The sequence below is a fragment of the Granulicella sp. L46 genome (assembly GCF_009765785.1).
GTDB lineage: Bacteria > Acidobacteriota > Terriglobia > Terriglobales > Acidobacteriaceae > Granulicella.
The window spans coordinates 1,196,377-1,219,675 of the sequence record NZ_LMUT01000012.1 but is presented as its reverse complement, the minus strand read 5'-3'; the positions used below and the strand labels follow the sequence as shown (position 1 = coordinate 1,219,675).

Here is a 23,299-nt window from a genome sequence, read left to right as displayed (position 1 = left end):
CGATAGTCTGTTAGCGTCTTGCGAGCTGGCAGCTTCACGAGCCCTACTTCTGTTGGGTGCGCGCAAGGTTGACCACAATTGTCGACTCAACTGGAAGTCTTCGAGGAGAAAGGGCTGCCGAACGTTCGGGGTCTAAAGAGAAGTAGGTGTGTACCCCGTCCGCAGTCAGCTTTATCTCATGTTTTCCTGGAAGCATATGGGCGGTGCTGAGCTCGTATGACGTTCCTTGAATGGACTGGCTGACGCCCTTGCCATCGACAGACAAAGAGTATCCCGTTGGCGCGACACCAAGATAAGCCCAGTGGAGCGGAATTAAGCTTGTGCCGGCGGGCAGAGGCTTGGTGGGCCCGGAGAGTGCGAGTACTGTGATGTCCGAAGTCTCTCCGCGGTAGAGCGAAATGATGGCACGGGTCAAATTGAAGTAGTAGTACCCCCATCCACCGCAATCTCGATATCCGCAGGAGTGCAGCTCTGTGGGTTCAATGTCATCGCTCAGTTGAACATTGAACTCATCGGCGTAGACATTGGAAGGTCGAGGCTTGAGCAGTGAAGTAGAAGTAGGACCTCCTTCGCCCCAATAATTTTCCGGTAAGCCGTGACCGTTCTCCTGGCCCGCGAACTCGTTCCATTGGTGGATCTGGATAAACTTGGGCCTGCTTTCAAAAGCCGCCCTCCAGCTTTGCAGGTACGGAACGCCGTGGTCGCGGGCAATCGCAGTTGGTGAGGCCCATCCCCTTCCCGGAAGTTCAAATGAGGAAGGTGTTACGACCAGGTCCTCTGGTGCGCCGCCATGGCGCGTGACAATCTGTGGGATCACGCCATCCATCCAGGACCACATGCCACATCGCTCCGCGTGATTGTCCTGCAGTTGAGACGCCATCCAACGAACGGTCCAATCACTCGATTCCAATTTTGTGTGAGCAAGGTCTTTGGGCAGCTGCGTGCACGGATCAGGTGGCCAGTAGAGGATAGTAATAAGTGGCTTGCCGTTGTCATACAGCCAAAGACCTTGATATTCAGGACGATCCAGGTAGTGTTCCTTCAGCCATGTCAATTCTGCATTTAACCGCTGGATCCCATTCGGTATTGGAGGTCCGTTTTGCAAGCCGAGCATCAAAACTAGCTTGGGTGCGTACTTGCGCTGCTGTCGACGACGTAACGCCACCTGAAAGAGCAAAGATGTTTTATCTTCCAGAGACTTCGTTGTGCCTGTATGTTGTTCCCATGCGGGCTTTATCCAGAGCATATTGCTCCAGTCGATGAGCAGCCAATCAATCCCCAATTGATGAAACCCATCAAAGTGCTTAGAAATTATCGTCTCATCCGTTTTGTATTTTCCGAGCAGCGGGACTGCCTCCGCAGTCTTCCATGAATCTGGTCCGTCGAACCACTGCTCATACTGGATTCCAATCAAAGAGGCTCGTGCTTGTTTCGCGACCAACTTGTCCTGATCGAGGTGGCCGACTGAACGGCTTCTTATCTGCGCAGCACCACGGCACGGTTGTAGGGTCGGCAATAGCGCTGCAAAACAGATAGCCGCATGCAGCCAACTCGAAGAAATCTGCCGAGAGAGCGCGTCGTTCATACAGCCTCCAGCCAGCAAGTGAAACACTACTCACACAACGAAACAATGTCAATACAGAATCGAAACGCTAGGACTTCGTGGTTTATGGAGTCAAAAAAAAACAGCGTACCTTGACAAGTCGCCAGAAAATCTCTGATCATGGTGGATCTTAGAAATAAGTTGTCCATTGAAATAGAGGGCCTGTGTTTCATTCGATTGACCGCCGCTCCTTCGGAGCATTGGTAGCCTCGAGCGCAGCAGCACTGCTGACCGGCAAATCAGCCTTTAGTCAGCAACGATTGCCCGTTTCTAGTTACGCGTGGCGTACCGATGACCAGGGTCACCACAGCCCCGTTGTGTTGGAGGCATGGAAATCCGCTTCTCGAAATTGCGTCCCAGACGTCATCGTGGACCAAAGCCAAACATTTCAGCCGATTCTCGGCTTCGGCGCCGCGCTCACCGATTCCTCATGCTATTTGCTTTCGCGCATGCCCGCAGATCGAAGGAACTCATTTCTAACAGAACTATATTCACCCCAGGGCATGAATCTCTCCGTAGGACGCTGTTGCATAGGCTCGAGCGATTATTCGACACAAATCTACAACTACGACGATGCACCGGGAGATACCAAGCTCGAGCATTTCTCGATTGCGCACGATGAGGTATACATCCTTCCAATTTTGCGCCAGGCACGTGCAATCCGGCCCGATCTCTTTCTGCATGCATCCCCGTGGAGCCCGCCCGGTTGGATGAAGGTATACGGTTCGATGCTCGGCGGATGGATGGACCGAGATTATCTTGCGCCGTTCGCAACCTATATGTTGCGGTTCCTTTCTGCATACAAAGAAGCGGGCGTACCAATTCAGGCCATATGCACTCAAAATGAAGTGGAGACTGACCAGCACGGTATGATGCCGGCATGTTTTTGGACTCCACAGATGGAGGCAGAGTTCATCCGTGACCATCTTGGCCCAAAGCTCCGGTCCGACGCCCAACTCTCCAAAACGCAACTATGGCTCCTTGATTACAACTACATCTATTGGAAACGGGTCGACTGGCAGCTAAAGGACGTCCGGCTCGCTTCCTATGTGGACGGCGTGGCATTTCACGGGTATGAAGGCCAGCCGGAGCAAATGGATGAAATCGAAAGACTTCATCCTGGGATGCCGATTTACTTTACGGAATGGTCGAGCGAACTCAAATCGAATCCTGCAGGTGATTGGGCTCAATGGGCCCACGATCTGACGAAGATTCTGCAGAGCGGTGCAAGAAATATCACGCTCTGGAACTTGTTGCTCGATGAAAATGGGAAACCGGAGGTTGGGCCATTTGATTGCGTGGGCGTCGTCACCCTCAACTCCAAGACAGGGGAGCTTGTCCGTAATGGGCAATATTGGGCCCTCTATCATTTTTCCGCTCATGTGAACCGGGGCGCAAGGCGTATTCATAGTGAAGGTGGCGATACCAATTTCACACATATTGCTTTTCAAAATCCGGATGGAGAGCAAGTCCTGGTCCTGTCCAACCAGGGCTTTCCGCGCAGTGTGCAGATACAAAGCGGAGATCGCATTCTTGAAGTACCACTATCTAGAAATTCCATCACAACTGTCACTTGGCGTTCGACGTCATGAAAGGTAGGTTTGCGGTATTGCTCCTTGACTGTATATCCGGAACTGGAAATGCAGCCTCAACTAGGGGACGCGTATCAAGCATACGTCGAGAGGTTCAAATGATGACAAAAGCTAAATTCGGTGTCGGGATCCTTACCTTATTGCTTTGTCTTACTAATTGCATTCGTGCGCAACAACCGCGAGACAGAATGGAGCTAGCATTTCGTGATCCGCCCACCTCCGCAAAGCCGCATGTTTGGTGGCACTGGATGAACGGGAACATTACACAGGAGGGAATCAAGCTCGATCTTGACTGGATGCGCCGTGTCGGCATTGGAGGCTTTACGGTATTTGAAGGCTCGATCGATACACCACAGGTAGTTCAAAAGCGCCTGGTGTATATGACTCCGGACTGGAAAGTGGCATTCCGTTATGCCACCGTAACCGCAAACAAACTCAGATTGGAAATGTCCATCGCCAGTTCCCCGGGGTGGAGCGAAACGGGAGGCCCGTGGGTTCCACCTTCGCAAGGAATGAAAAAAATGGTCTGGAACGAGACCATCATCGACGGGGGTAAGCGTTTCGACGGGTCTCTACCCCAGCCGCCGGATACAAGCGGAACATTTCAGGACTATAGCATTCACCGTGAGGGAAGCGAAGGCATTAATGCGCTCCCACGATTCTATGCGGATAGCGCAGTTGTCGCCTATCGGCTACCACCAGACGCCAAGACGCAAGCTGAATTAAGGCCGAGCATCACATCCAGTGGCGGCCAGGCAAATTCGGCCGCCCTGTCTGATGGCAATATTGAAACGGTAGCGCTGGCTCTTCCTTACGCCGCGCCGGGGAAGAATGCATGGGTCCAGTTCGAATACCCACAACCGCAGACCATTCAAGCCGTTACGCTTGCGACGCTGGATGACATGGCAAGCATCTTTGGGTTTGTCGATCCGCATGCTGTGTACCCGCGGCTGGAAGCTAGCGACGATGGCTTCAATTTTCGGCATGTGATCGATATTTCGATGAGTAGTGTGCCGCAGAGAACTGAGGCATTCGATGCAGTGACCGCTCGTTTTTTTCGCATCGTGTTTCCTGCTCCTGCCGCTTCGAGCGGTGCGGATGCGAGCGAGTATCACGCCATTACAGAACTCATACTTAGCCCAGCCGCTCGGGTCGATGAATTCGAAAAACGAGCGGGGTTCGCGACTGTGATGAATTACTATTCGATTCCCATACCTCCTGTTACCGCAGGGTCAATCGTCCACAGCGGGGATGTTCTTGATCTCACAAGATTGATGAAGCCGGATGGATCCCTACAGTGGGATGTTCCACCAGGTAAATGGGCTATCCTCCGGATTGGCTATTCGCTAACGGGGCATGAAAATGGTCCAGCACCGGCCGAAGCTACAGGTCTCGAGGTAGATAAGCTCAATCGACAGTATGTCAAGAACTATGTTGACGAGTATCTGAAAACGTACTCTGACACGGTCGGACCCTCGATGACTGGCAAGACCGGTATCACCTTCATGCTGACCGACAGTGCGGAGACAGGGGCGCAAAACTGGACCGACAATATGCTCGACGAGTTCAGACAGCGTAGGGGATACGATGCTCATCCGTGGCTGCCTGCACTCACAGGTGTAATCGTTGAAAGCCCGCAAGCGAGTGTTAAGTTTCTTTGGGATTTTCGACGCACCATAGCAGAACTCTTTGCGCAGAACCATTACGGAGAGATCGCGTCAGAGTTGCATCGCAACCATATGGGATATTACTCGGAAGCCTTGGAATACCATCGACCTTCGCTTGGCGATGATATGGAGATGCGGCGATCTGCAGACATACCCATGGGCGCCATGTGGACATTTATGCCAGATGAATCGCCCACGCCCACTTACATTGCAGATTTGCGTGGAGCGGCCTCGGTCGCCCATATCTATGGGCGAAATCTCGTTGGTGCGGAGTCTATGACCAGCAATGGCCCAGCCTGGGGATGGAGCCCAAATACTCTCAAACCGATTGCTGATCTGGAACTTGCGCTGGGAGTGAACCGATTCATGATTCACGAATCCGCTCACCAGCCGTTGGTCAACGAAGCGCCCGGCCTAACACTTGGTCATTATGGTCTCTGGTTTAACCGAAATCAAACGTGGGCAGAACAGGCGGGATCGTGGGTCACATACCTTGCGCGCAGCTCCTATATGCTGCAGCAAGGGCATTTCTATGGGGACGTCGCATACTTCTATGGGGAAGAAGGCCCACTGACCGCAGTATTTGGGCTGCATACGCAAGAGGATGCGCCGCAAGGATACGGTTTTGATTTTGTAAACTCAGATGTCATTCTCAATCACCTTTCGTTTCAGGATGGGAGATTGCATAGCACCGGTGGCACCAATTACCGCATACTGTTTCTCGGTGGCACCAGTTCGCGTGTGACCCTTCCAGTGCTTCGCAAAATCCGTGATTTGGTCACGGATGGTGCCGTTGTCGTGGGCCAAAGGCCGATCGGCTCCCCGAGCCTAGCCGATGATCCAAATGTCTTCAAATCCATCGCGGATGAGCTTTGGGGAGAAGCAATCAATCCTTCCCAATCGATCCATCTCCTTGGCAGGGGTAAGGTCTATTCCGCCTACACAGCAAACCAAGCATTGACGGATCTGAAGTTGGGACGCGACTTTGAATATAGTCGACCGGAGCCTGACACAGAACTAATGTTCGTCCACCGCAAGCTCTCCAATGGTCAGATCTATTTTGTGGATAATCGCAAGAACCGAGTGGAGATGTTGAACGCAACCTTCCGTGTAAGCGATCGAATACCCGAGCTATGGCATCCTGATACAGGGAAGATCTCCCCAGTCTCCTATCGTGTCGTTGATGGGCGTACCAAGATTCCGCTGAGCCTTGATCCAAACGGAACCGTCTTTGTGGTCTTCCGTAAACCATTGAGCCAAGCCAGCCATTCTGTTCCGGAGGCTATCGAGACTTCCGTGATGACGCTAGACCCGGTCTGGACAGTTAGCTTTCAACGCGACAGAGGCGTTTCAAAATCAATTACGCTTGAAAAGCTCGTGTCCTGGAGTAACAACTCCGACCTCGGAGTAAAGTATTTTTCCGGAACTGCAACGTACACCACGGTCATTCAAGCCAAGGCAGGATGGTTCAAGCCCGGAAGACGCCTTTGGCTGGATCTAGGTGATGTAAGGGATTTAGCTGACGTTACGCTGAATGGCCTACCTCTTGGGGTGGCCTGGAAGGTTCCGTACCGCGTCGATGCGACAAGCGCTCTTAGAACCGGACCTAACAAGCTGGCAATAAATGTGACCAATCTTTGGGTGAATCGCCTGATCGGGGATCAACAACCGGATGTGATCAGAAAGTACACCTTCACTACATTCAAACCGTACACTGCGAATTCGCCACTGCTCCCATCGGGCCTGTTAGGGCCGGTGCAAATATTGTCTATCGGCAAATAAAACGGAGGTTCAATCAAGGAGGGCACAAGTTGCTTATGCAGTTGCCGATTGCCGAGGGGCTATGGGTTGTGTGACCGGTATCAGCGACAGAAAAATTGAAGTTGGTGATCCCCGGGATCAAGATCGAAATGGATCTCAGCATTGTGGTCAGGTTCTCGGTCCTGCCTCCATAAGGACGATGTCCGTAAAGTATTGCTTCGCTCCACTACAGAACAAGTCCCAATCGCAATGGAAGGAAGAACAACTTTCGCCGTTGTATTGAATGGAACGCGAAGGTGCAGCCATATTTTGTCTCTGTTCCTCGTCCACTCAGAGATAATAAGGCCTCTCTCAGATTGATAGTGAGCTCCTGCCTGGTTTAATCCCTCCGGGAAAATGGGTTCAATGAAGAATTGATCGAATCCGGGATGTGTCTCGTCCACGCGAATTCCGGCGAGATAGCGGTAAAAGAACTCGACGACCGTACCTTGCATGGGATGATCATGGGAGTCGCGTCCGTTCCACGACTCCCACATGGTGGTTGCGCCCTTTGAGAGCATATATCCCCAACTCGGATAAGTTCTCTGTGTAACGACACGATAAGCAAGGTCGACATCGCCCTGGTCAGCGAGAACTTCCATTAAAGGCTTGGTCCCAATGATCCCTGTATTTAGATGGCTGTCACGTGCGAGCACATCCTCGCGCAGATTCCGATAAACCGCGACTCGATTCACTTCGGGAACAAGGCCAGCCCATAGGGCTAGTGCATTGAGGGATTGGCGATACTCCGTGGCTTTTGACCCATGATAGATGTGAAAGTCGGGGGAATAGAATTGTTGATTGAAGGCAGCCTCCACGTGGTTCGCTCGCTGCTCGAGCTCAGATGCCGAGGAATCGTCTCCTAAGAGACGGGCCATGCGGGCACCAAGCTGACAATCCAGAAAGTAATATGCGGTGCTGTATGGCTCGTTCCCTTCCGGGGGGTTCTCATGTCCAGGGCTATCCCAGTCACCAAGCACATCCCTCATGATGTATGGCTGTCCGGCGATTGCGTTGTTGACAAGAGTTGCGTCGAGAAAGCGCTTGATGCCTGGAAATTGCCTACGGAGTGCCTCTCGATCACCGTTATAGAGATAGAGTCGCCACGGGATCCATACATCCGCGGAAGCCCACAACGGTGATTCTCCCGCCGTATATCCGAACGATGGAGCAATGGTCGAGAGCAATCCCTTTTCATTCTGTGTGGCAGATACGTCTTCAGAATAGTTCTCGTAGAAAGCTGCTGCGTCAAAGCTGTATAGAACAGCAGGCTGCGCTATGAAGGCGTCTGCCATCCATCCGAGTTTCTCTCTATGCGGACAATCGGTCGGTATGCTGTTCATATTATTGAGTTGTGTCCGGCGCCAGATGGTGTCGATATGGTTGAGAAGAGGATTGCTCGAGTTCCATATTCCTGTACGAGTAACGTCTGTATGTACGTACACTCCAACTGCGGTCTTTATGCGTGGGATCGCACCGGATGCCGGAGTCAAAGTTATCCTAGCGTAGCGAAAGCCCATATAGGAGAAGTGACTCTCTGCCGTTTCATCCCCACCTCCTTTCAACACATAACCAAATTGTTGGAAATTACCCGTAGTCGTATCGATGAAGGTCTGCGGATCCGGCTTCTCAGCCATTTGTACCAACACCTTATCGCCTGCATTTCCTCGAACCGTCAGCCGCATCCACCCTGCGATGTCGACCCCAAGATCAATCATCCAAACGGCAGGAGATATCTTCTTCATGGAGACCGCGTTCACAATGCCTACGGGACGCACGGGAGGCATAAGCTGAGGACGTAAGCTGCCACTCGGCCCCTGCACTATCTGTGCGGACCCCCAAGCGTCGTCATCGTAATTGGTATCTGCCCAGCCCAAATGCTCTTCCCGAGCGTCATACACTTCGCCGAGCCAGGGATCATCGTAGAGAATGGGTCCCCGAGCAACCTTCCAGCTGTCGTCTGTCGTTACTTCGGCAATGCGACCGTCCTGATATTTCACTTCGAGCAAAGCTTTTACAGCAGGCTGGTTGATCCATGGTGCATTCGCCGCAAAACCCCAGCGGTCATTTGATAGCATGCCGTAGAACCCGCGACCAAGCATGACTCCGATCACGTTACGGCCCTCTTGGATTGCATGAGTGACATCGAAAGTTCGGTAGAGAACGTCGTGCTGGTAGTTGGTCCAACCGGGATCAAGGACAGCAGTGCCGAGCCGACGGCCGTTAAACCACTCGACGGCGTAACCGACTCCAGATACATATAATCGCGCGGATCTAATTGGTGCGGAGACGGTAAATTGCTTCCTTAGCAGCGGCGATGGATCATAGCGCGGCGTCACCGAATCAAGAAGTTGCCAACTCGTCATATGATCGGAAGTGAGGACGGGGGTGAGCCCGTTTGCCTTGTATCGAGTGAACTCCTGCGATTTGCGTTCGTTCCACTCGCTCCTCCACCGGTTGTCATCATGAAACGCGATCCAGCGTGCATCTCGCCAATCCTTACGATCTAGCATGCCTGTACCAAACTGCGCTTTGGCGCTCCAAGGGCCTGGTGTTCCGAGCTCATCCCATAAGCGAATACGCCATGCGTACTGCGTCCGACCGTGTAAAAGTTCGGTGGGGGGGCTTGCAATCTGCATCGGCGACCGTACACGCCCACTCCTCCAGAGCGGGTCCGTTCGAGACTTGTCCAAATGGTCTAGGTCCCAAAGCTCAATCTGATACGAGGTCTGACGCGCGCCTCTGCGAACTTCTTCCCCCCACCACGAAAGTCTTGGCTTGTTAGTGCCGACCGCTAGCGGATCCACAACGAATTCGGTGCGCAGATGGATGGCTGAAGGTCTTTCAGCATGTACGACCGAGAAACAGCAAGACGCGAGGGCAGTGAAGAAGACGCCGGAGGATACAGCTCTTACAGATTTCTCACCGAATGGTGGCCTACGCAGCTTCAGGTCCGAGCTTTTATGCCAGAAAGACAACGGCGAAAACCTCTTTAGCGAAATAGGAAATTATATACCTAATGAATATGTAGTATATGCTTTGCACTTACACGAATTGGCGATAACCCAACATCCAATCAATTTCAGCTTGCCGTGCGCATGCGCTCGGGCCTACTTGTACGTCTCGGCTGCAAACGCAAAGATATTATGTCGGATGAAACGAGTAATCAATCCGAACAAGTGATGCGTTTCGGGCTCATCTCTGGTGAGAGGCGTGTCGACCCTGGGGCATTGCGTTCGTCTGCTGCGATGCCTCGCAAGCCAGGAGTGTGGCCACGCTCCCGAGCGGAGGCAACATCATGCGGCAGAGTGCAGCTGTGGGATGAGTTCGTGCACGAGCTACTAGAGCGATTTGGACATCGACCCCAGACCGACTGCACCATGCGAAGAAGCGATGGAACAGCTAAATGGTCGAATTTCGAGCCGACTATAGATCGACATGAGGCCCCTGAGACCTGGTCGCAAGCCGTGAGATCAATCATGTCCGCTAGTGGCGGTTAAGGCTTTGGAGAGTCTCTGGTCACCATTCGGTGCAAAGCATAATTGTACGGCGGTATGGTCTGGCCCTGAATCACTGCGAGCCCCAGTTGGATCAGATGTGCGCCGTACAGATGTGCCTCATGCGACACCGACCCGATCATGCTCGAGTTTCGCTTAGCGATTTCTTCGGCTGCCTCTTCAATGTAGTCTTGGCCGACAATGGCAACATGCGATTCTCTCTTCAGCTCACGCGCTGCATCCAGCGCTCCGAGCGCGCTGCTGTCGGTTGCAGCAGCAATTAAAATGCGCTTATCCTTGACGTGTCTCTGCAGGAAATCGGAAACAGCTTTTCGGCTGCGTTCACGTTTGCCTCTTCCATCAATATGGACAAAGCTTTCCTCGGGTAGATTTGCGATGCTCTTCCGAACGCTCGCAAATGCTCCAGTTATTCGGCTCTGCACAAGCGGACCCGCTTCCGGCAAGTCGAGACCGATGACCCAATCCACCTTACCTCCCCAATGAGCGATCGCGTGCGCCGCCAGCAGTTCGCCAGCTTCCAAGCCAACGCGATAGTTGTCGACTCCAAAGAAAGTTCCATGCGGGTGTGGAATGTCAATCGCGATCAAAGGAATGTTCGCTGCAGCAATGCAATCGCCCACAACGGGAGCGACAGCCTGCTCGACCTGAAATTCTATAACTAGATCAACCCGGAGCCGCACAAACTCTTCAGCGTTTCGGACAGCAGTTGCCGCATCATATTGGTTGTCGAGAATGATGAGTTCTACGCCGGCTGCGGAAGCAGCATCTTGCATGCTTCGGGTTACAGCGTTTGAAAATGGTTCGTCTGCGCTTTGGCTTCCGAACCCAAATCGCAGCTTTTTCGGCTTAGTAATATGGCGATAATTGCCATCCGGCATCTGCATTGCGTATCCGCGATGCACCAGCGTTTTCAAGATGCGGTAAACGGTCGTCTTCGAGATCCGAGTTCGCTTGTAAAGACTTTCCATCGTCGTCGGCTGATTGTCCGCCTGCAGCAACTCCAATACGTCAAATGCTTTGGAAAGAACCGGTATAAGGTAGGTCGGTTTGGCTGTGCGTCGCAAGGGCGTAAACTCCTGTAAAATATTGCAGTTCAAGTATGGAGGAAGCAAGCGGTAAAGCCAAGCTAACTGGCAACCAAAACTCAGATCGGCCACGCTTCTACATCGCCCAGCGCAACACCCTAGGCCAAACAATGATGCCTCTGGGCTCTAGAGCTATCGGATAATGACGTTGTATTCCCCTCAATAGCTGAGACGATTCCAGTGGTAGACCATACGGAACAACGTTTCATCACTTTCTGGTACCGAACGTTTTAATCCAATAGAGAGTATATTCTGTAGGTGAAATGATTTTTTGGTCGTCTTGGGATTCGCTGAGCATATCTACACGCACGTACTCTTTCGAGATGCTGGGTGATCGATCGGCTCTAGCCTTGCTGCAGCCTTCCGCGTTGCCCACCGTAGACCGTGCTTTTTGAAGCCATCCGAACTTGACTGCTACGAAATGAGAGTTTTTCATGCGATTGACAGCAATCTTGATTGTCGCTTTGGTTATTCCGGGACAGACCACAACGACACCAACCGCCCCTGCCGAGCTTAAGGCTCCAGGTAATTTAAGATCGTTAGTTGGATCGTCGGACTTTGATCAGCTCGCCCCTCGGCTGGAGGCCGTGAACCTGGCTATAAGAACAAAGGGGCTCCACAGTTTTCCCGGATCGTCCGATCAATTGTTGACCGGTTACGCGTATGGCGAATACTACGACTGGGACCTCTATTTTGAAAATATCTATCTTTCTTACTACGGGGTGAGCCGATACGACTTCACGAACTTCAAGATATTTTTGGATAGACAACGGCCAGACGGCTTTGTATCGCGAACGCTCGGCATTGTGAATCCTCGTCCCACGCAGATGTTTAAGCCCTTCCTGGCACAGATCGCCGTCCTAGGATCAAAGCAGAATGGCGATGACTATGAGTGGCTTCGGGCCGTCTATTACGACAAGCTTCAGAGATACCTGCAACGGTGGTTTGCATACGATACAGACGGCAATGGCCTGCCGGTGTGGAACAGTTCGGATGCCAGCGGTATGGACAACCAGTTCAGTCGCTCGGGACAGGTGGAATCTTATTCTGACGAAGGCGTGGACCTTGCTTGCGAACTGTACCGCGAACTGGAGGCGATGCAGGTCATTGCCGGTAAGCTGGGCAAAACCGCCGATGCGGCGAACTATAAGAAGCAAGCCACGGCTCTGGCAAAGAGCATTAATCGTGTTTTTTGGGATGAGAACGACGGCTTCTACTACGATCGTAACGAGAAGACCGGTAAGCAAATACATATTAAGACGATCGCTGGTTTCTTCCCACTATGGGCCGGCGTCGCTAGCCCTGCACAGGCACGTCGCCTGGTCCAGGATCATCTTTTGAACAAGAACGAATTTTGGCTTGCATTTCCCATCGCAACCTATGCACGGACCGAGCCTGACTTCCGTGACGGAGGAAATGAGGCCAACGGCGCATGTGACTGGCGCGGACCGGCCTGGATTCCGACGAACTATATGATCTTTCACGGCTTGGTGCAATATGGCTTCAACGACGCGGCTAAGGAGTTGGCGTTAAAGACGTTCCGTATGGCATTGGACGAGAATCCTGTTACGCGTGAATACTACGATTCGGATACTGGCAAGGGAAACGGAATGAATCCATTTTGGGGCTGGTCGGCTTTGGCCTATGTCATGCCCTTGGATTTAATAGAACATTACAATCCTATGGATCTTCATCAGCCGATAGATCCAATCGTGACGAAGTATCTCGGCATTTCCTTTGAGGACCCTGCGCACAGATCGAACACACCGAGTGCGCGGGGCAAGTAGCCGGAACCTAGAATCAGGAACGCGCATCATCGCCGCGGTTTCTTAAAGTGCGGCGAAGATTTCGTTGACGTAACCATAAATCCTGAGGTGAAGATACGTAAGCCCCCCTTTGGCCTGCGGGGAGATGACCAGCCAAATTTGCGGCTCGCGCCTCTTCGGGCTCACGGCTCCGTCAACGCCGCACGTCTGTAGAATCGGTGGGCGAATGAAGAGTGATAACGACACATGCTGTGGTTCACTATGTGAATTCCCGGAAATTGTCGCGTTATCAGGGAGCTCACAAATCGCATAGGCTAGAGGATCGACGCTAACAACCGAATTCCTTCTCGAATCTCTTGCTCATTGAGCCGTGCATAGCCGAGGATGAAGGCAGGACGCGCCGGCCGGCCAAGCCAACAGTGTGCCATCCCGTAGATCCCGACGCCTCTGAGTGCCGCCGCTTCGACGATTTCTTGCTCGACCACCTTTTTGCGCGGCCACAGAACCACTTGCGCTCCTGCACCATCGCCCGTTACCTCGACTCGATCCCCGAGGTATTTGGCGATAGATTCCAGCAGCGCTGATCGACGCGCTGCGTTCTTCTTCCTCAATCGCCGTAGATGACGCTCATACACGCCGCCCGCGATGAAGTTCGCCAGGGTTTGCTGCTCAAGCGATGCCGAGTGCAGATCGCTCATCCATTTTGCCGCGGTGAGTGCCTGCACCAGCGACTTTGGCGCGATAAGGTAGCCGATGCGCATGGAGGGGAAAACCGTGCGCGAGAACGTACCGATGTATACGATCCGCCCTTCGCCGTCCAGGCCCTGGAGCGATTCGAGAGGACGGCCTTCATAGTGGAACTCGCCATCGTAGTCGTCTTCGACGATTACGGCGTTCTTGCGTCGCGCCCAATCGAGCAGCGCCAGTCTTCGCTCCAGCGAAAGGATGGCGCCGGTTGGAAACTGGTGGGAGGGGGTAACGAAGACGAGGCGAGCATCGTCGGGCAGCCGCGCCGGATCGAGGCCTTCGCGATCTACAGGAACTCCTCGCAGGCGGGCTCCTGCTGCCCGCAATGCCCCACGGATCCCGTCGTAGTGTGGGTTTTCGAGCGCAACCGGGTCGCCTGGATCGACCAGAACGCGGATCACCAGATCGAGTGCCTGCTGCGATCCGTTGACGATGAGAACCTGTTCCGGTCCGCACACCACGGCACGCGAACGGCGCAGGTGCGCGCAGATGGCCGCACGCAGATCTGCATTGCCTAAGGCCGATCCGTAGTCGAACTGCTTTGTCGATCCCTCGCGCGCTTGCCGCGCAAGCAGCCGGCGCCAGAAAGCGAAGGGAAACGTGGTCAGGTCGCTACGGCCGTAGATGAAGTTGTAGCGCGGAGTTTTGGGACGGGGCAGTGGTGTGTTCACCGTCGCGATCGATTCGCTCACAACTTTTCCGAAGCGCGATAGCTGCATGCGCGCGAGGCCGCGGGTGCCTGAAGCCAGGTTGCGTGACATCCCGGCGGAGACGAAGGTGCCTGCACCCGCTTGGCCGGTAACGAATCCCTCCGCGAGTAGATGGTCGTAGGCGAGCAGGATCACTGTTCGCGAGAGGCCGAGCTGCTCAGCGAGATCTCTTGTCGAGGGAAGACGTTCGCCGGGACGGAGCGCTCCGCTGAGGATCGCCTGGCGTACACCACCGTATACCTGCCGAAAAAGCGGATCACCTTTGCGCGAGATTGGTATCGCAAGTTGCATAAAAACTGGCTCTTTTAGACTACCAGCGGAAGGCTCACAATTACCTGCGACGCGCCAAACCCTGCGACGCGCAACTTTACCGGTTCCTGAGGAACACGATGCGCTTCATTCTCTTGCTTTCGGTTCTCCTTTCTGAGTGCTGCGGCGCTCAGGCCCAACAAACGACGCCGAGCGTGGTCCCCGCTCCGACCGTGCCCCACGACGGTGCACATGACTTCGAACCTCTTCTTGGGAAATTCAACTTTCACCTTCATTTCATGCTTCATCCCTTGACCAGCAATCCGAGCTGGACGGACATGGATGGCCCCGGCGCTTGCTATCGAGTGTGGGACGGTCGAGCACAGCTGGACACGATCGAGCTGGATAGCGTGAGCGGGGGCCACATCGAGGGTCTCACCTTACGCCTCTACGATCGTGACTCGCGCCAATGGCGTCTTTACTGGGCAAACAGCCGTGTCGGCCGACTCGATCCGCCTCAGATCGGAAACTTCCGCGATGGGCACGGAGACTTCTACACCGCGGATACGATCAACGGAAAGACGACTCTAATCCGCTTTGACTGGTCGCGCATGAACTCCGGCACGCCGCACTTCGAGCAGGCTTTCTCGCCGGATGGCGGCAAGAGTTGGGAAGTGAATTGGATTAGTGATCAGACTCGAACCGGAGATGCAGCCTGGGGCGAACCCCAACCTGGCCGCGCCAGCACGCAGCCTCCTGGAGTGGAGGCCCCTCAGCGAGCCAATGAAAGAGATGGCCAGCACGACTTCGATTTCGACTTTGGCACTTGGAAGATGCAGATTCAGCGACTCGTGCATCCGCTATCCGGCTCCTCGGAATGGATAGAGATGAAGGGGACCACGGTCACCAATAAAATCTGGGATGGTCGCGCCAACCTTGCCACTGTCGAAGCAGATGGTCCTTCTGGGCACCTCGAACTTCTCGCCCTACGCCTCTACGATCCGCGCGCACAACAGTGGAACATCAGTTTCGCAACCAGTGACTCGGCTGTGCTCAGCGTTCCTGCTGTGGGCGGATTCAGCGACGGTCGCGGCGAATTCTACGACAGCGAGCTCTTTCACGGGCGCAACATTCTCGTCCGCTTCATGATCTGGCCGGTCTCCGCGACGGAAGTCCGCTCGGCGCAGGCGTTCTCCGCTGACGGTGGCAACACTTGGGAGACGAACTGGGTTAACACATACACCAGGTAAGCGACTACGTATTCATGTGACGGTTGCGACCGCTAGTCGACCTTCCCGAAGCTGAATCATCGATCCTGCAAACCTGCTAACTCGTCAATTCTCAAGTGTCGGATTGTCCCGTTAACGCTGTCCGGTTTACCAATGACTAGTAGTTCTTGCAACGTCGCGTTTTCGGAAAACTACGGGTTTCCATGTATCCGGGCCGGAGGGTTTCCGATAACACCGTTTTGAAGGAGCCAGTTTGGTATCGTTCTGGTGGAAGGCGAATTGGTCTTGGTATCGGGGTCACCCCGTTCGTCCGTCACACGTGGCGCAGTGTCGTTTGGTGTGAGAAACCCCTATCCCATAGAGCTTGCCCAACGAAATTACATCCAGCTTAACGGCAATAAGGCTTTCAGTAAGGCTGTCACGGCGATGCTCAATGCAACTTTGTCGTGAAGCACCTGCTTGACCTGCCGAACGCGACTCCCTATGCGAAGGGGGCCGCTGAGTTGCAGCAGGTGCCGCTGAAGTCGACCGGCCGAGACCGCCCGCGTTTTCGGCAACTTCGACGATGTCGCCCCTCAGGCCGTCACCCCTCACATTTCTCAGATCGAGAACGATTTGGACCGATGAAAGGGGAAGGAAGTGGAGGCGCAGGCCTACGAAGGCGGGCATGATAGTTCGGTTCCCTTAGCATGCTTTTGACTTCCGTCGATCCTCGTTGTGCACGCTGAGGTACCGTCCGTGCCGCGTTGAGTTCGCGTGCCAGCGTGGGAACAATGAGGGAACAATAAAGGAACAATAAGAATTTCAATGGGTTGTTTTGCGCCCTTTTGTGCCTTTGAAAGATGTGCTAACTTATTGAAAGTACGTTGCGAAGCCGTTTCGCAACGAGGAGGCCGGCGGTTCGAACCCGCCCAGCTCCACCAATCCAATCAACAACTTAGATAGAAAATCTGGGAACAATAAGAAGACCCGTGGGAACAATCAGACGGGAATCTGGCCCAGGGACGAATAATCAGCAATTGGGTCCCGCCCGACTCCCTAACCAAATCAACGAGTTGGCAAGAGCTGGGAACGATTTGGACCGGGATCGAACCTCGCAAACGAGGAGGTCAACAGCTCTAGCTTCCAGCTTCCTATCAGCCGGAAACCAAGGACCCGATTTCAATTCTCTCTTCTCCGCCCAACAGTTGAACCAGGAGGTCAGCGGGCCTCTGCGGAACGTCGTATTGGCACGTTGGTTTCCATCCGCATCCCTAAGTCATCGTGATCTTGATGTTCGCGTCTGATTGGTGTCGGCGAGAGCCAGTCATGTAGATGGGATTTACATCGTGAGATGCGAAATCAAACCAAACGGATTCGTCAGGCGTGATGCAGTGCAGACATCGAACCTCTGCCAATGCGCTTGGCTGCGGTGGCTGTTCTGGCTGATGGTTAATGCTGGCCACCAATGCTTCTCCGGATGACTAGCTTGGGCGCGAAGGAACTTTGTTTTCTTGGGTGTCAACACGGGTTTTGAATTCCGCTCTCCAGCACGCTGCTCCGCCCAAGGGTTGTCATCGATCAGCAACTCAAAGGCTTCTGTTACAGCCCATTGAGTGGCCCGGCTTGTTGTCACATCTGAAACCCATCAGCTGCAAGAGATGCGGCATAATGGGTTGCTTCGCCCAATGAGGGAGCCACTTCCCGCCGCCGTTACAGGCCGCGGTGAGAGCCTTGCGGACATCGGTGAAGCTTTGTGCAGCGATATCTCAATTCCGCAGAACTGAGTCAAAAAGTTGCAGTGGCGATGTAGTCATCGATTTACCAAGACGACCTTCGCAACCTTGTTTGTGCCGAATGGGCCTTTTTATGGTGACGATCCGTACAAACAGGCCGCGCAAACGTCGCGAGAGTAAATACTTCCAGGATGGAGGGCCCTTCGGCAGGATAAAGCATCCTAAGCGGGTATGAATGAGGCACCTCAGCCGGGTAGAATTCGCGTTGGCATTTCTGGGTGGCGATATGCCGCTTGGCGTGGACGGTTCTATCCCCAGGGCCTGGCGCAGAGGCGTGAGTTGGAGTTCGCCGCGAACGTATTCTCGTCGGTGGAGATCAATGGAACGTTCTACTCGCTGCAGCGGCCGAGGTCGTTTGAGCAGTGGTCGAGCGAGACGCCGGAGGACTTCGTCTTCGCGTTGAAGGGCGGACGGTTCATCACGCACATGAAAAAGCTGGTCGACGTGGAGACGGCACTGGCAAACTTCTTCGCATCGGGTTTGCTGGCGCTGGGGGCGAAGCTGGGGCCATTTCTTTGGCAGCTACCGCCAATGATGAAGTTCAATGAGGGCCTATATGATGTGGCACGGTATGAGAGTTTCTTCAGGCTGTTGCCGCGCACGGTGTGCTCTGCGGTGAAGTTGGCGAAACGATGCGACGAGCGAATGCTGACGCGGGCGTTTCTGAAGCCGGTGCTCAAGAAGGGTGAAGATCCGCAGCTGCGGCATGCGATTGAGGTTCGGCATCATTCGTTTGTGCAGCCGTCGTTTGTCGAGCTGCTGCGGCAGCATGATATTGGGTTGGTCGTCGCGGATACGGTGGAGTGGCCGTTGCTGATGGATGTGACCTCGGACTTCGTATACCTGCGACTGCATGGATCGGAACAACTCTACTCCAGTGGGTATGAGCCGGATGCGATTGAGGTTTGGGCGAAGCGTGTAGTGGCTTTTGCGAACGGAAAAGCGGCCGAGGGACGGTATGCCGGGGTTCCGGTTGGAGATGGTCGTCCACGCGATGTGTATGTTTACTTCGATAACGATGCGAAGGTGAGAGCGCCAGTGGACGCGCAGGCATTGGAGCGAAGAGTGAGAGAGTTAACGCAGGTCCCGCCGGACGAGCGCCCTCCGCGAGCGGCGGGCGCTTCGTAGCTTGTATCGGCTGTCGCGAGTGCTCTCGTCGCTCGCTCTCTAGCAGCGCGAAGGCCGCTATGCGAAGTATAAGTATTTGGCCGTTCCCGAAGTTTTATGATGAACTCATTTCCCTGAGCGTGTTCTCATCGGGTCGGCCCCCGAAGTGCTTCGCCAACGCCTCCCTGAAGACGGGTGTTTGAAACCCAAACCGTTCGACCACCTCCGCGAACAAAGTGGCAGAGGAATGAAATTTCAGATCGTCCGGATACCCAAAGATCGCCTCAACGGACTGCCTCTGGACGGCGTTGACGAGAGCCGTGCAATCCTCAAGCCGACGACCGAGTATGGGATGTTCCAGGTAGGCGGCTCCCTCTTGAAGATTGGAAATGGCAAACCGCTGGGCTGTCGGGCTTGACCCAAGACCTTTGATTTGGGGGAAGATGAACCACATCCAATGAGAACGCTTCCGCCCAGCTAGGAGCTCAGCGCGCGCAGCCTCGAAGGTCGATTCCTGGGCATCGATGAAACGTTGAAGATTATAGGGATCAGTGCGGATTTCCAAGAGACCTCCTTGTCATATGATGCACATCTATTCTCTCAGTCCTTCGTGTTCGAAATGATTCCTTCCACTCAACGGAGGATCGCCCGGTCGAAGAGAAGAACAACGCCGTTGAAGTGATGCCCCGACCGGACGGTTAGGAATGGCGCTGGCGGGACGAATTCAGCTGCTAGAGACCGGAACCTATGAATGCGGGCCTGATGTCGAAGACGATCAGGCAACCGGCCCTGTCTGGCAAACTGGACGCGAAGAGGGAAACGGTCTGGAGAGCTATGGACAAGCTCGATGCCAGCCTCATGCGTCGGAGACCCGCAATGCTCGGGGCTGGTCCATTGGTACCGCTTGGAGGTTTAAAGCAGAGCATCGCTCTGCTGGATGGACCAACCGATGGGGGGTGGCTGGCTAAAGCAATGGACCCACGTGATAGTGAACTGATCGGAGAGGCTGGAAGATCCATCGCAGCCACTCTGATGCGTTGCGGGCTGAAGTCGGCATCTAATCGAACGGGAGACCCGATGATCGAAGCTCTTTTGTCCGACATAGACGGAACGCTGGTGGAGAGTAATTGGCTACATGCCGAGGCGTGGCAAGGCGCATTTGCTGCCATAGGCATTGAGTTAAACAGGGAAGACGTCCGACGTCAGATCGGGAAGGGTGGTGATGAACTAATTCCGGTGTATGTATCGTGGTGGAAGCGGAGACAGGTGGAAGGACCACTGAAGAACTATCGGAAGTTCATTTTTCAGCAGGATTATTTGTCGAAGGTGAAGGCGTTGCCGGCCGCGAGAGAATTGCTGGTTCGGGCGAAGGAAGCGGGGATTCGGGTGGCGCTAGCTAGCTCGGCGGACAAAGACGAGCTGCAGATTTACAAGAGGATCGTGGGGATGGAGGAGCTGGTGGAGAAGGAGACGTCGGCGAATGATGCGGACCGATCCAAGCCACACCCGGATATTTTTGTAGCTGCGCTCGAGCGGCTGAAGCTTCCGGCGGAAAAGTGCATGGCATTGGGGGACACGCCTTATGACGCGGAGGCAGCGGGCTTGGCGGGACTACGCACGATCGGGGTGTCTACGGGCGGGTGGTCGCGTACGGAGCTGATCGACGCAGGGTGTGTCGAGGTCTATGACAGTGTGGCAGAGCTGTTGGAGCGGTTTGAGAACAGTGCGTTGGTGCGGGAAGGCCTCCGATAATCGTGGGTCATGCCGGTGGTGCCATGAATTGGAGTGGGCCGAGGTTGCGTTGCAAGGAGGTCGCTGCATTTTCCGCGACAAACCCCAGAAACGGCAAGGGCATCCTACCCGCTTAAGGCGGGTGCTTGAAACCTACTCCAAAGAACGATGGCATCGTCCGCGTGCGCGGGGCACGGGAACATAACCTTCGCAACATCGACGTGGATATTCCGCGAGATTCGCTTGTTGTATTTACCGGGGTATCGGGGTCTGGGAAATCCTCATTAGCGTTCGGCACGTTATATGCAGAGGCGCAGCGCCGATATCTTGAGTCCGTTTCTCCTTACGCACGTCGGCTGTTCCATCAACTTTCTGTGCCCGCCGTGGATTCAATCGATGGCTTGCCACCCGCAGTAGCGCTGCAGCAACAGCGAGGTGCGCCGACGACGAGGTCGTCGGTTGGTTCTGTCACGACCCTGTCGAACCTGATTCGCATGCTTTATTCCCGCGCAGGGGATTACCCACAAAAACAGCCGTTGCTTTATGCGGAGTCCTTCTCGCCGAACACGGTGGAGGGAGCCTGCACGAAATGCCACGGACTTGGTCGCATTTACGAAGTTACTGAGAAATCCATGGTGCCCAACCCGTCACTCACCATTCGTGAGCGGGCAATTGCTGCGTGGCCCATGGCCTGGGGCGGACAAAACCAAAGAGATATTCTCGTTTCTCTCGGATTCAATGTCGACCTGCCATGGCGGAGTCTATCAAGGAAAGACCGGAATTGGATCTTGTTCAGTGACGATCAACCGCAAGTCCCGGTATACGCCGGCTTCACACCTGCCGAGACGCGTGACGCGCTGAAGCGCAAGCTGGAGCCCAGCTATATGGGCACTTTCACCAGCGCAAAACGCCATGTGCTTAGTACGTTTGCCGACACCCATAGTGCCCGAATGAAGAAGCGAGTTGCGCAATACATGCTTTCCACGGAGTGCGTCGTTTGCCATGGGAAACGTCTTCGCCCCGAATCACTTTCTGTTATGTTTGCGGGTTACGATATCGCAGATATTTCCACTCTTTCGCTGAAACAGCTAAATGCCTTGTTCGCTCCATTCCTCGCGTCGGGAGGGAATGCCCATGACCAACATCCGGAGAAAAGAGAAGTCACGAAACGTATCGCCGGCGACATCGTTGCGCGGCTCGCTGTCATGCTCAACCTCGGTCTCGGATACCTCTCGCTTGAGCGTAGTACTCCGACGCTCTCGCCGGGTGAACTGCAGCGTCTTCGCCTGGCAACTCAACTACATTCCAATCTGTTCGGCGTGGTCTATGTTCTAGACGAGCCGTCCGCCGGTCTTCATCCCGCTGATACCGAAGCTTTGCTCCATGCACTTGAGGCGCTCAAGCGTTCAGGCAACTCATTGTTCGTCGTCGAGCATGAGCTTGATGTCATACGCCGCGCCGATTGGATCGTCGATGTTGGTCCAGGAGCGGGCGTAAACGGAGGAGACATTCTTTACTCTGGTCCGCCGGCGGGTCTTAAAGCCGTCGAGGCATCGCAAACACGCCGCTATTTGTTCCCAACTGAGAAGGTGTCAGTTCCCATGCCCCGCCACGCCAGGGCGTGGCTCAAGCTGGGCCACATCACACGTAACAATTTGAGGTCGCTTACTGTTGAGTTCCCAATCGGCGTCTTCACTTCTGTAACGGGTGTTTCTGGCTCGGGAAAATCAACGCTCGTTAGCCAGGTGCTTGTCGAGCTTGTGGCGGAAGCCCTTGGACAAGACGTCAAAAGGGAAGATGAAGACATCGGCGATCTGGAACGGACAGTTGTTTCACTCACCGGAAGGATTGAGGGAGGAATAGAGTACATCCGGCGTCTGGTTATTGTTGATCAGAAACCGATCGGACGAACCCCACGTTCAAATATGGCCACTTACACAGGCCTGTTCGACCATGTCCGTAAACTATTCGCAGCCACAAAGCTCGCAAAGTCTCGGAGATATGATGCGGGTCGCTTTTCCTTCAACGTCGCAAAAGGCCGCTGTCAAACCTGCGCGGGAGAGGGCTTCGTATGTGTGGAACTTCTGTTCCTGCCCAGTGTCTACAGCCCGTGCCCTACCTGTCATGGCGCGCGGTTCAATGCAAAAACGCTGGAAATCCGCTATCGCGAGAAGACGATTGCAGATGTGCTCAATCTCACGGTCGATGGCGCTGTTGACTTCTTCGCTGGCGACGCTCAACTATCCCGCGTTCTCGGCGTGCTGCAAGAAGTGGGCCTTGGCTATTTGCGTCTGGGCCAACCCGCGACGGAGCTCTCGGGAGGGGAAGCCCAGCGCGTGAAGCTTGCGACCGAGTTGCAACGAGTCCAGCACGGCGATTCGCTCTATGTGTTGGACGAGCCGACCACGGGCCTCCACCCCTCGGATGTTGAACGTCTGCAGCGCCAACTTCAAAATCTGGTCACTGCGGGCAACACCGTCGTGGTCGTCGAGCATGACATGCAGATCATCGCCTCGAGTGACTGGGTCATAGACATTGGACCGGGCGCGGGGGACGATGGAGGACGGATTGTCGCCGCAGGGCCGCCTGCTTTTATCGCACAAGCAAAGAACAGCAAAACAGGTCCCTTCCTTTCCCCTCTCGTGTCATCGAGACCAAGCGCAATCAGACGACCCACCGATAGCTGACCGCGAGCTGAGCGCCGCCGTCATCCGCCCCGA

13 protein-coding genes are annotated in these 23,299 nt (G+C 54.4%); 7 read left to right on the top strand and 6 right to left on the bottom strand.

Annotated elements, in window-relative coordinates; genetic code table 11:
- Positions 1-43 precede the first annotated feature (43 nt).
- Positions 44-1,585 carry a hypothetical protein gene (locus GSQ80_RS14585; RefSeq protein ID WP_158788297.1) on the bottom strand — a complete coding sequence of 514 codons (1,542 nt, stop codon included), beginning with the start codon at positions 1,583-1,585 and terminating at the stop codon, positions 44-46.
- A gap of 182 nt (positions 1,586-1,767) precedes the next feature.
- Here GSQ80_RS14585 and GSQ80_RS14580 point away from each other — a divergent pair, with 182 nt between their 5' ends.
- Both GSQ80_RS14580 and GSQ80_RS14575 read left to right on the top strand, forming a co-directional pair.
- Entirely contained in the window at positions 1,768-3,195 is a 1,428-nt protein-coding gene (locus GSQ80_RS14580) for a glycoside hydrolase family 30 beta sandwich domain-containing protein (RefSeq protein ID WP_158788296.1), read from the top strand.
- 98 nt (positions 3,196-3,293) lie between these two features.
- Positions 3,294-6,644 carry a glycosyl hydrolase gene (locus GSQ80_RS14575; protein WP_158788295.1) on the top strand — a complete coding sequence of 1,117 codons (3,351 nt, stop codon included), beginning with the start codon at positions 3,294-3,296 and terminating at the stop codon, positions 6,642-6,644.
- A gap of 80 nt (positions 6,645-6,724) precedes the next feature.
- On the opposite strand, the gene GSQ80_RS14570 is transcribed toward GSQ80_RS14575, so the two are convergent.
- Positions 6,725-9,175 (bottom strand): family 78 glycoside hydrolase catalytic domain, encoded by a 2,451-nt coding sequence (locus tag GSQ80_RS14570; RefSeq protein ID WP_158788294.1) that lies wholly within the window; start codon positions 9,173-9,175, stop codon positions 6,725-6,727.
- Positions 9,176-10,158: 983 nt separating this feature from the next.
- Positions 10,159-11,337 (bottom strand): substrate-binding domain-containing protein, encoded by a 1,179-nt coding sequence (locus GSQ80_RS14565; RefSeq protein ID WP_371315718.1) that lies wholly within the window; start codon positions 11,335-11,337, stop codon positions 10,159-10,161.
- A 362-nt stretch (positions 11,338-11,699) separates the two neighbouring features.
- On the opposite strand from GSQ80_RS14565, the gene GSQ80_RS14560 reads away from it, so the two are divergent.
- Entirely contained in the window at positions 11,700-13,052 is a 1,353-nt protein-coding gene (locus GSQ80_RS14560; protein WP_158788293.1) for an amylo-alpha-1,6-glucosidase, read from the top strand.
- 293 nt (positions 13,053-13,345) lie between these two features.
- On the opposite strand, the gene GSQ80_RS14555 is transcribed toward GSQ80_RS14560, so the two are convergent.
- Positions 13,346-14,779 (bottom strand): PLP-dependent aminotransferase family protein, encoded by a 1,434-nt coding sequence (locus GSQ80_RS14555; protein WP_158788292.1) that lies wholly within the window; start codon positions 14,777-14,779, stop codon positions 13,346-13,348.
- A 98-nt stretch (positions 14,780-14,877) separates the two neighbouring features.
- Here GSQ80_RS14555 and GSQ80_RS23420 point away from each other — a divergent pair, with 98 nt between their 5' ends.
- Positions 14,878-15,987 (top strand): hypothetical protein, encoded by a 1,110-nt coding sequence (locus GSQ80_RS23420; RefSeq protein WP_254059651.1) that lies wholly within the window; start codon positions 14,878-14,880, stop codon positions 15,985-15,987.
- 1,300 nt (positions 15,988-17,287) lie between these two features.
- On the opposite strand, the gene GSQ80_RS14545 is transcribed toward GSQ80_RS23420, so the two are convergent.
- On the bottom strand, positions 17,288-17,533 hold the full coding sequence (locus tag GSQ80_RS14545; protein ID WP_158788291.1) for a hypothetical protein: 246 nt from the start codon (positions 17,531-17,533) through the stop codon (positions 17,288-17,290).
- Positions 17,534-17,912: 379 nt separating this feature from the next.
- Here GSQ80_RS14545 and GSQ80_RS14540 point away from each other — a divergent pair, with 379 nt between their 5' ends.
- Positions 17,913-18,869, top strand: a complete 957-nt coding sequence (locus GSQ80_RS14540; protein WP_158788290.1) for a DUF72 domain-containing protein — start codon at positions 17,913-17,915, stop codon at positions 18,867-18,869.
- A 94-nt stretch (positions 18,870-18,963) separates the two neighbouring features.
- Here the strand turns inward: GSQ80_RS14540 and GSQ80_RS14535 are convergent, their stop codons facing one another.
- Positions 18,964-19,413 (bottom strand): DUF1810 domain-containing protein, encoded by a 450-nt coding sequence (locus GSQ80_RS14535; protein WP_158788289.1) that lies wholly within the window; start codon positions 19,411-19,413, stop codon positions 18,964-18,966.
- A 512-nt stretch (positions 19,414-19,925) separates the two neighbouring features.
- On the opposite strand from GSQ80_RS14535, the gene GSQ80_RS14530 reads away from it, so the two are divergent.
- Positions 19,926-20,600 (top strand): HAD family hydrolase, encoded by a 675-nt coding sequence (locus GSQ80_RS14530; RefSeq protein WP_158788288.1) that lies wholly within the window; start codon positions 19,926-19,928, stop codon positions 20,598-20,600.
- A 125-nt stretch (positions 20,601-20,725) separates the two neighbouring features.
- Entirely contained in the window at positions 20,726-23,266 is a 2,541-nt protein-coding gene (locus tag GSQ80_RS14525; protein WP_158788287.1) for an excinuclease ABC subunit UvrA, read from the top strand.
- The last annotated feature ends 33 nt before the right edge of the window (positions 23,267-23,299 follow it).